This is a genomic window from Kribbella steppae (assembly GCF_004342025.1).
GTDB lineage: Bacteria > Actinomycetota > Actinomycetes > Propionibacteriales > Kribbellaceae > Kribbella > Kribbella steppae.
This window is the reverse complement of record NZ_SLWN01000008.1, coordinates 343,488-358,138: the sequence shown is the minus strand read 5'-3', so window position 1 is coordinate 358,138 and position 14,651 is coordinate 343,488. Positions and strand designations below refer to the sequence as shown.

16 protein-coding genes are annotated in these 14,651 nt (G+C 68.7%); 10 read left to right on the top strand and 6 right to left on the bottom strand.

From position 1 onward, the window contains the following. Nucleotides 1-207 precede the first annotated feature (207 nt). Entirely contained in the window at nucleotides 208-1,662 is a 1,455-nt protein-coding gene (locus EV652_RS25030) for an MDR family MFS transporter (protein ID WP_132211636.1), read from the top strand. Here the strand turns inward: EV652_RS25030 and EV652_RS25025 are convergent. Beyond that, complete coding sequence (locus EV652_RS25025) at nucleotides 1,600-3,033, bottom strand: sulfatase family protein (protein ID WP_132211635.1); 1,434 nt, start codon at nucleotides 3,031-3,033, stop codon at nucleotides 1,600-1,602. The genes EV652_RS25030 and EV652_RS25025 overlap by 63 nt on opposite strands. Then, entirely contained in the window at nucleotides 3,030-3,548 is a 519-nt protein-coding gene (locus EV652_RS25020; protein WP_132211634.1) for a hypothetical protein, read from the bottom strand. The genes EV652_RS25025 and EV652_RS25020 overlap by 4 nt, the downstream gene beginning before the upstream one ends. Before the next feature lie 91 nt (nucleotides 3,549-3,639). Here EV652_RS25020 and EV652_RS25015 point away from each other — a divergent pair, with 91 nt between their 5' ends. Next, complete coding sequence (locus EV652_RS25015; RefSeq protein WP_132211633.1) at nucleotides 3,640-4,683, top strand: GNAT family N-acetyltransferase; 1,044 nt, start codon at nucleotides 3,640-3,642, stop codon at nucleotides 4,681-4,683. On the opposite strand, the gene EV652_RS25010 is transcribed toward EV652_RS25015, so the two are convergent. Then, entirely contained in the window at nucleotides 4,680-5,111 is a 432-nt protein-coding gene (locus tag EV652_RS25010) for a MarR family winged helix-turn-helix transcriptional regulator (protein ID WP_199238383.1), read from the bottom strand. The two genes, EV652_RS25015 and EV652_RS25010, sit on opposite strands and share 4 nt — an antisense overlap. A gap of 28 nt (nucleotides 5,112-5,139) precedes the next feature. Here EV652_RS25010 and EV652_RS25005 point away from each other — a divergent pair, with 28 nt between their 5' ends. Further along, nucleotides 5,140-5,544: a MarR family winged helix-turn-helix transcriptional regulator gene (locus EV652_RS25005; RefSeq protein ID WP_199238382.1), complete on the top strand. Its 405-nt coding sequence runs from the start codon at nucleotides 5,140-5,142 to the stop codon at nucleotides 5,542-5,544. Nucleotides 5,545-5,899: 355 nt separating this feature from the next. On the opposite strand, the gene EV652_RS44705 is transcribed toward EV652_RS25005, so the two are convergent. Then, a complete protein-coding gene (locus EV652_RS44705; protein WP_199238381.1) occupies nucleotides 5,900-6,070 on the bottom strand; it encodes a hypothetical protein in 171 nt (56 codons plus the stop codon). A gap of 229 nt (nucleotides 6,071-6,299) precedes the next feature. On the opposite strand from EV652_RS44705, the gene EV652_RS25000 reads away from it, so the two are divergent. The 5 genes from EV652_RS25000 (at nucleotide 6,300) to EV652_RS24980 (ending at nucleotide 11,992) form a co-directional block, all read left to right on the top strand. Further along, nucleotides 6,300-7,595, top strand: coding sequence for an NsdA family TPR-like regulatory protein (locus EV652_RS25000; RefSeq protein WP_132211631.1), 1,296 nt, complete (start codon nucleotides 6,300-6,302; stop codon nucleotides 7,593-7,595). 9 nt (nucleotides 7,596-7,604) lie between these two features. After that, entirely contained in the window at nucleotides 7,605-8,141 is a 537-nt protein-coding gene (locus EV652_RS24995; protein WP_132211630.1) for a GNAT family N-acetyltransferase, read from the top strand. A 69-nt stretch (nucleotides 8,142-8,210) separates the two neighbouring features. Beyond that, a complete protein-coding gene (locus EV652_RS24990; protein WP_132211629.1) occupies nucleotides 8,211-9,863 on the top strand; it encodes a PHP domain-containing protein in 1,653 nt (550 codons plus the stop codon). 23 nt (nucleotides 9,864-9,886) lie between these two features. Beyond that, nucleotides 9,887-10,771: an oxygenase MpaB family protein gene (locus tag EV652_RS24985; protein ID WP_132211628.1), complete on the top strand. Its 885-nt coding sequence runs from the start codon at nucleotides 9,887-9,889 to the stop codon at nucleotides 10,769-10,771. Between the two features lie 81 nt (nucleotides 10,772-10,852). Continuing rightward, nucleotides 10,853-11,992 carry an ROK family transcriptional regulator gene (locus tag EV652_RS24980; protein ID WP_242001978.1) on the top strand — a complete coding sequence of 380 codons (1,140 nt, stop codon included), beginning with the start codon at nucleotides 10,853-10,855 and terminating at the stop codon, nucleotides 11,990-11,992. A gap of 63 nt (nucleotides 11,993-12,055) precedes the next feature. On the opposite strand, the gene EV652_RS24975 is transcribed toward EV652_RS24980, so the two are convergent. Continuing rightward, nucleotides 12,056-12,652, bottom strand: a complete 597-nt coding sequence (locus EV652_RS24975; protein ID WP_132211626.1) for a ParA family protein — start codon at nucleotides 12,650-12,652, stop codon at nucleotides 12,056-12,058. A gap of 280 nt (nucleotides 12,653-12,932) precedes the next feature. Between EV652_RS24975 and EV652_RS24970 the strand changes: the two genes are divergently transcribed. Continuing rightward, nucleotides 12,933-13,475 carry an RNA polymerase sigma factor gene (locus tag EV652_RS24970; protein WP_132211625.1) on the top strand — a complete coding sequence of 181 codons (543 nt, stop codon included), beginning with the start codon at nucleotides 12,933-12,935 and terminating at the stop codon, nucleotides 13,473-13,475. Then, a complete protein-coding gene (locus EV652_RS24965) occupies nucleotides 13,472-13,738 on the top strand; it encodes a hypothetical protein (RefSeq protein ID WP_132211624.1) in 267 nt (88 codons plus the stop codon). The genes EV652_RS24970 and EV652_RS24965 overlap by 4 nt, the downstream gene beginning before the upstream one ends. A gap of 4 nt (nucleotides 13,739-13,742) precedes the next feature. Here the strand turns inward: EV652_RS24965 and EV652_RS24960 are convergent, their stop codons facing one another. Then, complete coding sequence (locus tag EV652_RS24960) at nucleotides 13,743-14,627, bottom strand: NAD(P)-dependent oxidoreductase (RefSeq protein ID WP_132211623.1); 885 nt, start codon at nucleotides 14,625-14,627, stop codon at nucleotides 13,743-13,745. Nucleotides 14,628-14,651: the final 24 nt, after the last annotated feature.

Sequence of the window (14,651 nt, the reverse complement as noted above, 5' to 3'; positions counted from 1 at the left end):
CACCAGGCCCACCGTGCCCACCCTCCGCGCGCCGCGCCGGCTATCGGGACATGGGACAGGAAGCGGTGGGCGGGCACAGGTCATTTCCTGTCCCAGCACCCCAGAAGCTGTCTCGGGCATGGCAATCCCGCCCTCGACCCGGCGGCGGTCCACTTGGCGGTCAGGGGCTCGGGAATCGTTTGCTCATGACGTAAGTTGCTTGATGCGATGACTACTGAGGGGATCGACCGAGCAGCGGGGGTGGGGCTTCGGTCGGAGCGCGGGCCGATCCTGCTCGCGGTGATGCTGAGCATCGGGTTGGTCGCCATCGACGCGACCATCCTCGCCACCGCCGTACCCTCCGTTGTCGACGATCTCGGCGGCTTCACCCAGTTCCCCTGGCTGTTCTCGATCTACCTGCTCGCCCAGGCCGTCTCGGTGCCGATCTACGGCAAGCTCGCCGACCTGCGCGGCCGCAAGCCGATCATGCTGCTCGGTGTCGGCCTGTTCGTGCTCGGCTCGGTGCTGTGCGGGTTCGCCTGGAGCATGCCGGCGCTGATCGCGTTCCGGCTGATCCAGGGGCTGGGCGCCGGCGCGATCCAGCCGATCGGGATGACGATCGTCGGCGACATCTACACGATGGCCGAGCGGGCCAAGGTGCAGGGCTACATCGCGAGCGTGTGGGGGATCGCGTCGTTCGTCGGCCCCACCCTGGGCGGAGTGTTCTCCGACTACATCTCCTGGCGCTGGATCTTCTTCGTGAACATCCCGCTCGGGCTCGCGGCCGCCTGGGTGCTGACCCGCCGCTTCCAGGAGAACATGACCACGCCGGCCCGTCACCAGATCGACTACGCCGGCGCGATCCTGCTCGCGGTCGGCGGCTCGCTGCTGCTGCTGGGCCTGCTCGAGGGCGGCGTGATGTGGGCCTGGGACGCACCCGCGAGCATCACGATCCTGGTCGCGGCCGCCGTACTGCTGACCGCGTTCATCCTGGTCGAGCGTCGCGCGGCAGAACCGATCCTGCCGCTCTGGGTCCTCGGCCAGCGCGTCCTGAACTCCGCCAACTCGTCTGCACTGCTGATCGGCGTACTGATGATCGGCCTGTCGACGTACGTGCCGCTGTTCGCCCAGGGAGTGCTGGGTACGTCGGCTCTCGTCGCCGGCTTCGCGTTGGCGGCGATGACCCTGGGCTGGCCGATCGCGGCCTCACTGGCCGGTCGGATCTACCTGCGAGTCGGATTCCGTACGACGATGCTGTTCGGCTCGGTGATCGTCGTAATCGGAGCCGCGTTGCTGCTCACGGTCGACTCCGGTAGCGCCATACTGCATCTGGCTGCGGCCTGTTTCGTGATCGGCCTCGGACTCGGCTTCTCGGCATCGCCGTCGGTAGTGGCCGCACAGTCGTCGGTCGCCTGGCAGACGCGTGGTGTGGTGACCGGTGCCAACATGTTCTCCCGCTCGGTCGGCAGTGCGGTCGGTGTGGCCGTCTTCGGCGCGGTGGCGAACGGTGTGGTCGCCGCACGGCTCGGTGACAGTCACGCGGACTTGGAGCAGCTACCGAGCGACGTGCTCGCTCCTGCCATCCACGACGTGTACTACGGAGCCGCAGCAGCGGCCGTCCTACTGGTGGTCGCCGTGTCCTTCATGCCCAACCGGATCACCGAGCATGGCCGCCGCGCCTGAGTCGACCAGACCCACCTCAGCGCGCCAGGCGGCGTGCAGGTCGCGGAGGCGCAGCGCGACAGCCGCCTCGTCGTCGATGCGGTTGTGCTGTTCGCCCACGTCCTCGGTCAGGTTGGCCAGATGCCAGCCATCGCCCATCGGAGCATGTTCGTAGCGACTGAGGTGCTGGACCTGCTGATCGGTGCCGTCGACCCAGCTCAGCTTCCAGTCGCCCGAGCGCACAGCCCATTGGAAGCCGCAGTCCCAGTGCAGAGCGGTGTGGGCTGAGTCTGTGTCGCCATTCATCACCGGCAGCAGGTTCACGCCGTCCGACTCCACCTCATCACCAGCAGCAGCCAGCAGAGTCGGCACGAGATCGAGAGTGCTCACCAGAGCATCCGTCTGGTGCGCCGACGGCAGACGGGCGGGCCAGCGCCACAGCATCGGGACCCGGATGCCTCCCTCCCAGACTGTGTACTTCGTCCCGCGGAGTGGCGCGTTGTCGCCGAAGTTGCAGGTCGAGCCGCCGTTGTCGGTGGTGTAGACGACCACCGTGTCGTCGGCTTGCCCGGTCGCGTCGAGCAGGTCGAGCAGCTTGCCGATCTCCGCGTCCATCAACTCCAGTTGAGCCAGGTAGTACTCGCGCCCGTGCGGCAGGTTCGGCACGATCACGTCGTCGTACCACTCGCCGTACGACGCTCCGCTGTCCGGCTTCCAGTCGTCGTACGTCGGCAGGCCGCGGCGGGCCAACTCGTCCGGTGGGAGCTGCCAACAGAAGTTGTGGACCGCGTTGAAGGCGACCATGCAGAAGTACGGCCGCTCGTCCTCCGCCTGGATGAAGTCCGCGGCCCGTCGGCCCAACTCACTGGTCAGGAAGCCCTCGTGCTCGACTGGCTCGTCGCCGGACAGCAGTGGCTGCACTGCCATGTAGCGCGCGGCATCTGCGCCGTACTCGCTCTTCGCCTGCTCTGAGTGATGCAGGTAGTTCAGCCTGCCGAGTGACTGGCCGGCCAAGCCGTACAGCGTCGTCTCGAACCCGTGGTGTGGCGGGCAGGCGCGGTCACCGACCGACTCATCGCCGTAGTGAACCTTGCCGAAGTACCCCGTCCGGTACCCGCGGTCGCCAAGCAACTCCGCGAGACTCGGTACGTCGTCCGGCGCGAAGCTCGCCGAGTCGAACCACTGACCACCCCAGCGCTGCTGGTAGCGCCCGGAGATGATCGCCGCCCGTGACGGACTGCAGATCGGCGCGGTCACGTACGCACTCGTGCAACTGACCCCACCAGCGGCCAGCCGGTCCAACGCCGGCGTCTGTACCTCGGCATGCAGTCCGAGCGCACTGCGATCCGCGTAGCCGTGGTCGTCCGAAACGATGAGGAGGATGTTCGTCATGGCATCGGTCCGATCAGTGCGGCGACCAGTCCGGCCGCGGTAAGGACCACCCAGATTGCGGTGAGGACTCGGTTGAGTGTCTGCAGGTGCCGTTTGGTGATGCTGCCGAGGAGTTTCTTGAACAGAATCAGGGCGATCGCGACGAGCAGGACTGTGGCCGCTGTCGAGAGGAAGCCACAGGCCCAGCCGAAGCTGAGTGGGCGGGCGTCCGGGTAAGCGGTGCCGAAGCGCTCTTCGAGGGTGCTGTACCGGCCGGGGATCAGTAGCGCGGCGCTGCCGATCCACACCGCGAGCAGATAGGGGAGTGCCAGCTTGACGTTGCGGGTCAGCTTCGCTCGGCCGACAAGGGCCGCCGTGATCACCACGTACGGCAGTCCACCCCAGCACCAGCCGAGCGCACGCAGGACAAGCTCACGGTGGTCCACCGCCCTACCGAGCGCACCGACCACGCTCTCACCGACAACCGCCCCACCAAGGCCGCAGCCAACCGCAACGACCACGACAACCAGCGCCACCGACCGCACCATCCACCGCGGCCCCAGCTGAGCTTGAGCTTGGAGTGACACGGCTCAGCACTCTGCCACAGCACCGGTCTAGGTTGGGAGTATGCGCCCGGTCGACTGTGTAGGTGCCCTGATCATGGACGAGCACCATCGCGTGTACGTCCAGCGTCGTGCGGCGGAACGGCGGCTGCTGCCCGGGATCTGGGACATCGTCGGCGGACACCTGGAGCCGGGCGAGACGCCCGAGGAGGCGCTGGCGCGGGAGGTCGAGGAGGAGACCGGCTGGAAGGTCCGCGACATCGTCTGGGCGGTCACCGACTGGGAGTGGGAGTACGAAGGCCGGGTACGGCGTGAGCTCGACTACCTCATCACCATCGACGGAGACCTCACCCGGCCCCGGCTCGAAGAAGGCAAGCATGACGCCGGCAGCTGGGTCGGACCGGACGACCTTGACCTGCTGATGGTGAACCGCGCCGACGGCGACCGGCGGCTGCGCGACATCGTGGCGTACGTCGTCCGCACCCGCTTCACCGACCGCCTCCGCCTCGAACCGCTGACGGGTCCAGGTGAGGTCCTGCCCGGACATGCGGCGGACCTGGTGACTCTGCACGCCGACCCGTGGGTCGCCCACTGGTACGCCGAGACCTTGTCCGAGCAGGACGCCGTACGTCGTGCAACTGAGGCGCACGCCCGTTGGGAAGCTGACGGGGTCAACAAGTGGATGGCGTACGAGCGCGACGGCGGAGCGCTGGCCGGACGGGGTGGACTGTCCCGCCTGCCGGCCGACGCACCAGTGACTCCGGCGCTCAGCGAGCTGGTGGGACCGGAGTGGGCCACGGAGCGGCTGGAGCTGGGGTGGGCACTGACCGAGTCGGCTCGCGGGCGAGGTTTCGCGACAGAGATCGGCCGGGCCGGGTTGGAGTTCGCCTTCGTGACGCTGAAAGCGAAGGCGGTGATCTCGTTCACCGAGCGAATCAACCGGGCGTCGCGAGCGGTGATGGAGCGCCTCGGCATGACCTACGCGGGTGAGATCACCGCCGAGGGCCTGGTCGAAGGCTCGACCGAGGTGCGGCCGGACGCACCCTTTGCCGTCTACGTCGCGACGCGGAAGCCGGGCACCTCCGCCGGACCTGAAGCGGACATCTAACGGTCCAGGGCGGTCACGAAGCGGGCCAGGAGGTCCGCGAATGTCTGCCGCTCGGCGTCAGTCCAGTCGTCCATCGCCGCGGCGAAGCGGTCCCGGCGATAGTCGTGGACCCACTCGAGCTGCCGCCTGCCGTCCGCGGTGAGAACCAGGTTCGTACGACGGCCATCCGCCTGGTCGGCCTCACGCCGTACCAGGCCTGCCGAGACCGCCGCGGCGACCAGCTTGCTTGCCCGGGGCTGGTCCACCCCCAGCGCGGCCGCGACTCCGTTGACGCCGATCGGGTCCGGTCCGGCCGCCTCGAGCGCGTCGAGGACCTCCTGGACCGGATCCGGACCACCGGCTTCCGCGGCGATGGTACGACGGGTCTGCCGCCGGCGGACGGCGATCATCGCCGTCTCCACCACAGCCACCGGATCGGACTTGTCCACAGCTCCTCCGATATATATGTTTGTTGACATGTATATGTCGGATGACAACAAGCCTATCGGGTGGTGGCTGAAAGAGCTCGACCGGCTGCTGGAGTCGTCGTTCGAGCAGGTCCTCGCGGCGGACGGGCTGACCAGGCGGCAGTGGCAGGCGCTGAACGCGGCCGCCGGCCCGGAGTCGATCGCGGTGGCACTCGCACCGTTCGTGAGCGGCGATCCGGGCGAGCTGAGCGCTGCCGTCGACCCGTTGACGGCACGGGGCTGGCTGGTGGACGAGCAACTCACCGCCGCAGGCCGCGCCGCGCTGGAGGAGTTGGCGACGAAGGTCCGGGCCCAGCGTGAGCGGGTCACGGCGGGCATCACCGGGGCCGAGTACGTCGCGACGATCGCCGTACTCAGGAAGATGGCGGACAACCTAAAGGGCTCCGCTGTGTGACCGCCCAGGCGCGGCGGTCACACAGCGGAGCCGGCCACCTCGGGGAGTTGGCTCGTGGTGAGGTGTCACGAGCCACACGGTGTCCTACCGCCCAGGACACTCCCCGCCTGGCCCGAGGTGTCGGCCAGGGGTGGTTGGAACGGCTGGGCGGCGGCGATACAGGGGGTCAACCGCCAGGCCCAGCCGGGCCGGGAGGGCGGTGCGGTCCGGAGCTGAGGAGTGCTCCGGACCGCACCTGGGTTTCGTCCGGGACTGAGGAGTGCCCCGGACCTTCAGGTGTGCTGCTCCTGGACGTGAGGAGACCCCAGGGCGCAGCGACCGGGTCTGAGGAGGACCCGGAAGGTCGGATTTTCAGTTAGTGGCTGTCGAGTGGACCGAGTACGTCATTGGTGACCCGGAGGCCGGCGAAACGCCTCCGCATCGCCTGCTCGTAGCGGGCCGCCAAGGGCGCTTCCGCGACGTACTGCGCGATCACATGCTCGCCGAACCAGACCCGCACCCTGCGCCGGTGCTGCCTCGACGTCATCTCCGCGATGGTCACTACCTCTCACCCCGTAACTCTCAGGCCTTGCAACCAGTTGGACTTACTGGTTGTCATGGCAGTAATGGTGCACGAGCCCAACGTGACCGCTCTAGGACCTGGACCGGACCTTTGCCGGACCTCTTCCGGACCTCTCGCGGACATCTGGGGGACAGCACCTTGTCGTGGGGCAAGAGTCGAGACAACGTCTGATCTGACGTGAACGGGAGGAACGATGGCGGGTAGGTATACGCCAAAGACGGTCCTGGCGCACCTGATCCAGCGCCGGAACCAGACCTACTCCGAGATCGTCGCCGAGTTCGTCGAGCTGGGTGGAACCATCACCGAGCGGCACCTGCGGCGCCTCGCATCGGGCGAGCGTGCAGGCACCACTCCTCAGACCCGGCGCACCCTGCAACGCATGTTCGGCAAGCCGGTCGAGGAGCTCCTCGCCCCGTACGTCCCCGAGCAGGCCGCCCAGGTGGTGCCGGCACCTGCCGCGAGTGGACGGATCACGACAGGTAATGAGATGGAGGTTCTCGACATGGCTGCCAGCCGAGCGAGGGCGTTTGCCCTCGCGGCCCAGTCCGGTCTCGGAAGCGAGGCCATGGAACAGGTGTACGACGATGTGCGCCACGTCGCGAAGGCCTACCCGCAGCGCCCGCTGCCGGAGATCCTCGGCCAGCTGGTCGAGACGCAGGATCTGGTTTTCGCCCTGCTGGAGAGCCGGCAACGTCCGGAGCACCTGCGGCAGCTGTACTTCCTCGGCGGTGTCACCGGCGGCCTCCTCGCCAAGGCATCCCACGATCTCGGGAACCCGCATGCGGCGCTGACGCAGGCGCGGACCGCGTTCCTCTGCGCCGACAACGCCGACCACCACGGCCTGCGCGCCTGGGTGCGCGGCCTGCAGTCGCTGGTCTCCTACTGGGCCGGCAACCCGCACGACTCGGTCCGGTACGCACAGCTCGGCGCCGGGTACGCCGAGCAGGCCAACAGCACCACCAGCGTCTGGCTGCCGGTCAGCGAGGCCCGCGCCTGGGCGGCGCTGGGCAACCCCGAGGCCACCCGCGCCGCGCTCGAGCGGGCCGAGCAGGCCTGGAACACGGTGCGCAACGACGACCTGGACGACATGGGCGGCCTGTGCACCTTCGGCCGCAACCGGCAGCTGTACTACGCCGCCGACGCGCTCGCGTGGCTGCCCGGCGAGGTCGAGCAGGCCGAGCGGTACTCCCGCCAGGCCGTCGACGCCTACACCGACCCGAACCACCCGGAGTGGGCCTTCGGCGACGCCGCCGGCAGCCAGGCCGCGATGGCCATCACCCGGATCGCGAGCGGTGAGCTCGACGGCGCCGCGGACGCGATCGCGCCGGTGCTGGGCCTGCCCGCCGAGCGCCGGATCAACGGCGTGGTGCACTCGGCCCGCCGGGTCCACCAGGCGCTGCGGCAGTCCGGTCGCGCGGAAGACGCCCGCGAGCTGCAGGAGGAGATCGAGATGTTCACCCGGACCCCGATGCAGAGTTTCCCCCGGTAGTTTGCCCAGATGGATCCTCTGATCGGTGACCTGACCGCGCTGCGCGAGTTCCGGACATCAGATCTCGAGAACTATCTGGCCATCGTCAGCGACGACCGGGTGACGTCGTGGCTGTCGTTCGACAGCCGGGACCGCACCGCCGCCGAGAAGGCGCTGACCGCGATCATCGAGCGGGCAGCGCAGGAGGACCGGCCGGACTACCTGCTCGCCGTCACCCGCCGAGACGACGACAGTGTGGTCGGCTTCGCCCGCCTCGGGCCGACCGGGGTGAAGGCCGCTCACCTCGGCTACGCGATCCACGCGGACCACTGGGGTCATGGCTACGCCACCGACGCGTCCCGCGTGTTGCTGCGGCTCGCCTTCGGCCCGCTCGACCTGCACCGGGTCAGCGCCGCGATCGGCCCCGAGAACGAGGCCTCGATCGCCGTGGTCAAGCGGCTCGGCTTCACCTACGAGGGCCGGATCAGGGACCACGTCTTCACCAACGGAGACTGGCGGGACTCGCTGCTCTACTCCTTACTCGAGTCGGAGTTCCCCAAGCGGTAGCTGTGCCGTTCACCCACGCGTCATTCGAGCCCTTGACAGTGCCTTGTCAGCACAAGGAGGGTGCCCGTCATGTCGATGCAGCAGGTGCCGGAGTGGGCCGATCCGGAGGTGCCGGAAGAGGCACTGGACGCGCAGGGTGTGTCTCGGCGGAATCTGATCCGTGGGGCCGGGCTACTGGGAGCCGGCTTCGCCGCAACCGCGGTCGGCGCTTCCGACGCCGTGGCAGCAGGCAGTGCGTCGTACTCGAGTGATCCTGAGCTGGTCTATCTGGTCGGGGATCACCATGTTCACAGCCGGTACAGCCATGACGCGAAGTACGACTTCACTCAGCTGGCGCAGCGGGGAGCGCAGTTCGGGCTGGACTGGATGGCGTTCACCGAGCACAGCAACTTCGGGCACGCCGACAAGGGCGCAGCGGCCGAGAACGTCGAGGTGCTGAAGGCCCGGGCCGAGAACCCGCGGATGCTCATCTTCCAAGGCCTGGAGTGGTACATCCCCGCGGCCGAGCACGGCACTGTCCTGGTCGCACCCGGTCCGAACAACGTGGCTCTGCTGCAGCAGTTCGAGCGCGAGTACGACGGCAAGCTGACCGGGCGAGCGGACAGCAGCCCGGCGAACGAGCAGCACGCCATCAAGGCGCTGCAGTGGCTCGCGGCGCAGAAGCAGAGCGGGTACGTCGACGACGTACTGGTGCTCGCCAACCACCCGCTGCGGCTGGGCATCGACGCACCGTACGAGCTGCGCGGCTGGCGGGACACCGGTGTCTGCATCGGCATGGAAGGCGCACCCGGCTCACAGGGTGAAGCCGACCCGGCGTGGGTTGCGTACCGCGGGTCCACCAACGCGCAGCGTGGCGAGTACGTCAACGCCCCGAGCGCCAACAGCTTCCCGGGCTACCCGGCGGACGCCTACCGCACGTACGGCGGCTTCGACTGGGCTACCGCGACGGTCGGCGGGCTGTGGGACTCCATGCTGGCCGAGGGCCGGCTGTTCTCGATCACCTCGAACAGTGACAACCACCGGACCATCTGGGACACCTGGAAGGACGGGGAGTTCCCGCCCGGACAGACCTTCGACAGCCTCGGCTGGAAGCCGTCGCCGACGGACTCCGGCGTGCCGCAGCCCGGTAGCGACTTCTGGCCCGGTCAGTTCAGCCGGACCCACGTCGGCGTCACCCGGTACGGGTACCTCGAGGTGATGGCTGCCCTGCGGGCCGGACGCGTCTGGGTCGACCACGGTCAGTTGGTGGATGGTATCGACGTACGACTTGCTCCTGTCGGCTCATCGCAGCGCGGGGTGACTCTCGGCGGGCGGCTGCGCGTGCACAGGGGCCAGCGGTTGGAACTGCGAGTCACCGTGACCAGTGCGACCCGGCCGAACTTTCACGGACTGCTCCCGAAGCTGGCGCACGTGGACGTGATCCGCGGGGCTGTGACCGGTCCAGCCACCACGAAAGACAGCTGGAAGGCACCCGACACCCGGGTGATCGAGCAGGTCGACGTACGGCGGAAGTCCGGGACGTACTCGTTGCGCATCCCGCTGGGGAAGGCGGAGCGGTCGCAGTACGTGCGGGTGCGGGGCAGTGACGGCCGGCGGAACGGGCCTGGGTACCTGGGCAGCCGCATCGACCCGGCCGGTCCGATCCAGCACCCGACCAACGACGGCGACCCGTGGCTGGACACCTGGCTCTACACCAACCCGATCTTCGTCGACGTGCTCTAGGAGGCTGGGGGCACACTGGCCCCATGACCGGCACCATCGCAGGACCGCTGAACCCATTGAGGGACGGGCTGGCGCGGATGATCATGACCAAGGTGGCGGGGCCTGACCCACGCGCTGAACGGAACCGGGTGCACAACACACCCGGACCGCGCTGGTTCGAACCGGACCGCCCCATTCGGCGCGTCCACGGTGACGCGTCGATGTTCGCCGGTGGACTACGGGCGCTGCTGCTCCAGTCACTGCACCCACTGGCGATGGCAGCGGTGTCGGCGCACTCCGGCTACCGCGGCGACCCCTGGGGACGCCTGCGTCGTACCAGCTACTACCTGGCCATCACGACGTACGGCGCTATCCCGGACGCCGAGGAGGCCATCGCGCGCGTCCAAGGGGTGCACGAGCGGGTGCGCGGGACCAGCCCGGACGGTGTGAAGTACAGGGCCTCCGACCCGCACCTACTCAAGTGGGTCCATGTCGCCGAGGTGGACAGTTTCCTGGCCGCACACCAGCGGTACGGCGTAAAGCCGCTCAACGCCTCAGAGCAGGACCTGTACGTCGAGGACGCGGCATTGGTGGCCCGCAAGATGGGTGTGGTCGACCCACCGACCACAGTGGCCGAGCTGCGTCAGCAGCTGGACGAGTACCGGCCGGAACTGCGTGGGACGACTGAGGCTCGGCAGGCCGCGCGCTTCATGCTCGTGCACCCGCCGGTGCCGTGGGCCGCGCGACCGGCGTACGGCGTACTGACCGCTGCCGCTGTCGGCCTCCTGCCGTGGTGGACCCGGTGGCCGCTGCGGCTGCCGTACCTGCCGCTGGCCGAGGCGACCGTCGTCCGCGCGGCCGGCGAAGGCCTCACCCGGACGATTCGTTGGGCGCTGGCGTCGCCCATCCTTGGGAATATCGAGGCTTAACGACGGACTCGCCGGTAGGTTGTTCTCGTGCCGCTGCGTCCGCATCGATCACTCCCGCTGGCCACGCCGGCGGGAGTTGAAGTGCTGACCAGGATTCTGACCCAGGGACCGATCCCGCGGGTGGAGATCGCGCGCCGGACCGGGCTGTCCCAGGCGGCGGTCACCAAGGCGGTCGCGCCGCTGATCGAAGCCGGGTTCGTCACCGATCAGCCGGCCGTACCGGCGGAGGCGGACAACCAGCTCGGCATCGGCCGGCCGGTCAGCCCGCTGACGGTGATCCGGAACAGCGTCTCGGTGATCGGGCTCAAGGTCACCCCGACCGCCCTGATCGGCGTGACCACGGACTTCACCGCCGGGATCCTGACGGTCCGCCACCAGAAGCTGGACGACACCACACCCGATACGGTCATCGAGCGGCTCACGGACCTGGCCAAGGAGCTGATCAAGTCGGCAGAGGTCACGGCCGGCCCGTTGATCGGCATCGGCGTCGCGGTGTCCGGTGACGTCGACGCCCGGCGCGGCCTGGTCCGGCACTCGCCGTTGATGGGCTGGCGGGACGTCGCGGTCGCCGACCTGATGGCCAAGCGGCTCAAGGTGCCGGTCGTGGTGACGAACGACGTCCGCGCGCTGACCGTGGCCGAGCACTGGTTCGGGGTCGGCGTGGACGCGGACTCGTTCGCGGTCGTCACGATCGGCTCCGGGATCGGGTGTGGGCTCTACATCAACGGCGAGGTTGTGTCCGGGGCGTACGGCGTCTCGGGTGAGCTCGGTCATCTGCCGCTGGCGCCCGGGGAGCTGGTCTGCACCTGCGGGCGGCGGGGTTGTGTGGAGACGGTCGCCTCGTCGGACGCGATCCTGACCCGGACCCGGGAGACGACCGGGCGGCCGCGCTTGGACCTGGCCGGCGCGATCAAGCTGGCGCACGAGGGCGACGAGCACGCGCGGGAGGCGTTCGACCGGGCCGGTGAGGTGATCGGTTCGGCGCTGGCCGCGATGGTGAACTTGGTCGGGCCGGAGCTGGTGGTGATCGCGGGCGAGGGCGTGGCGGAGTACGACCTGTACGAGGAGCGGATGCGACAGGCGTTCGCGGACCACGCCTTCGGTGCCGCCGGGAACTGCCGGCTGATGCTCCGCTCGCATACCTTCGACGATTGGGCGCGCGGCGCCGCCGCGACGGTGATCCGCTCGTACGTCCGCGGCGAACCGCCTCTACAGCGCTGACAGACGACATGCTGACGGGTTGGGTCCGCGAGCGAGTGCACGGACCCAACCCGACGCGGGCGGTCAGGTGCGGGCGGCGGCCAGGATCTTGCGCCAGACCTTCTTGTACGACTCCAGGCCGTCGGCCGCGAGCGGTCCGGCCGGCCCGGCGGTGATGGACACGCGCTCCGGGATGGTGCCCCAGACGGGGATGCCTTCCTCGGCGTACTGCTGCATCGCTTCCTGGTAGCTGCGGGTGTACGTCCGCGCCGAGCAGATCACCAGGCCGACCGGGACGTGGTCGGGCACCAGCTCGAGCACCGCCTTGACCCGTGGTGTCTCCACACCGCCGATGCGGGTCGGCAGGACGACGATCCGGGCCCGCTCGAGTGCCTTGTTCAGCAGCCGTTCGTGCGACGGCGGCATATCCACTATGCCGATACCTTCCGGCGGCACCTTGTCCAGTGCCTTGTTCAGCAGACGCTCGGTCGGCGCCTCCGCGATCTCGACCCTGGCCAGGTGTTCGTCCTCGGAATCCGCGACCCAGTCGGCGGCGCTACCTTGCGGATCGGCGTCGACCAGAGTGGCTGTGCGACGGTTGGAAGATGCCAGCGCAGCCAAGTACACCGACGTGGTTGTCTTCCCGACCCCGCCCTTCAGTGCAGCTGTCACGATGATCATGGGAGTGAACTTACCCGGTTTTGTCCGAATTCCGGCGTGTCGTCGGCGTTGCCCTTCCACATCGTGATAGTTGCCCCCGGCCCGCGTGAACAAGCTCAAGCCCGCTTCAGAGTGCCTGAATCCTTCCGGCCGGTGCACGCCTCTTATCCCTGGACCGGCACCCCGCCGGTCCAGGAGCCGGAGGTTGTCATGACCGTGTTCGTTGCCCTCGCCATCGCTGCCGGAGTGCTGCTGCTCGGCACCTGCAGCTTCGTCGTACTGCGCCGCCGCGGGCGGGCCCGTGGCTGACCCGGCCTGGCCTGACGACCAGCTGATCCTCGCCGCGCAGGACGGAGACGTCGACGCGCTCACCGCGTTGGTCGCGGGCTCACACCCAACGGTACGGCGCTTCGCCCGGTCCCTGTGCGCCACACCAGAGGACGCCGAGGACGCGGCGCAGGAGGCCTTGATCATCCTGTATCGCAAGATCGGGATGCTCCGGGCCACCGGCGCCCTGGCGTCGTGGATGTTTCGGATCGTCCGCAACGAGTGCCTGCGGCGCGCCCGGGCGATGCTGCGGGACCGACCAGTGACCCGGGATATCGCCACGCTGTCGGCCGAGGACGAGGTGCTGCAGCAACTGGAAGCAGCGGCAGTGGCGGCGGCGATCGCCGCCCTGCCGACGGACCAGCGCCGCGTGCTGATCCTGCGCGACGTCCAGGGCTACAGCGGACCCATGGTCGCCGACGCTTTGAGTCTCAGCACAGCCGCGATGAAGTCACGTCTGCACCGGGCCCGGACCGCGATCCGCGAGAGCTTGAACCCCATCGGAGGACAACCATGACGCGAAGCACCACCTTCGCGAGTGCGTCGCTGACCCGTCATCTGGTGCGCGGCGTGATCGGATTCGGCGGGCTGATCGGGGCGTTCGCATTCCTTCCGGTGGTCGGGCTGTACAGCCTGCTGCTCCTGCCGCTCGGCGTCCTCGCACTGCGTGGATGCCCGATGTGCTGGACGATCGGCCTCCTCGAGACCATCTCGAACGGCCGACTGCGGCGTGCCTGCGACGACGGCCGGTGCAGTGTGGCGGTCGCCGCTCGTGAATAGCGGCTCAGGTCGCCGGCTTGCGGATCACCTCGATCAGGGCGGTGAGACCCGAGAGGCCGTGTCCGGCCGCGTCGGCGCGGGCGAACAGGGTGGCCAGGGCACGCGGCATTCCGGTGTCCAGGCCGACCTGTTCGAAGGCGTGGACGACGTGTTCGCTGCCGACTGCCTGCATGTGCAGGTTGTTCTCCGCGCCGGGATAGACGCCCCGCTCGATCTCCACGGTAAGGATCTTCAGGAACCCCATCGGCCCTTCGTCGGTGAGGTCGGAGAGCAACGCGGCGGCGTACGGACGCAGGTCCTCCGCACTGATGCCCGCGGTGCCGACCAGGGCGGCCGAGTAGAAGTAGCTGACCAGCGTGGTCCAGAACATGTTCAGCATGGCTTGGTAGTAGAGCATCGCCAGCCCCGGGTCCGCGCCCATGAAGTCGGCTCGGCCGAGCACCTCCAGGGTCTCCCGATGCGCCCCGACGACCTCCTGAGAACCGCTGTAGAAGACGTACGCGCTCGGCTGACCGATGCCCTGCGGCGGGACCATGATCCCGCCGGTGACCAGCATGCCACCGCGCTCGGCGACCGACTGGCTCGCCGAACGCAGGCGGTCCGGGCTGTCCGAGCTCAGGTTGACCAGCACCCGCCCGGTGAGGTCCACACCGGCGAGCGACTGATCCATCGCGGCGTAGTCGACCTGGCTGATCACCACCAGGTTGCTCGCGGCCACTGCTTCGGCGGCCGTCGCCGCCTCGACCGCACCGGCGGCAACGAGCTTGCCCGCCTTGCCAGGAGTCCGGTTCCAGACGGTGGTCGGGTGGCCGGCGGCAAGGAAGACCTCGGCCATGGTGGATCCCATCGCGCCGAGGCCGATCACTGTGACTGCTTCTCGAGAACTCATGCGCCGATCGTGCGAAAGCCCGCT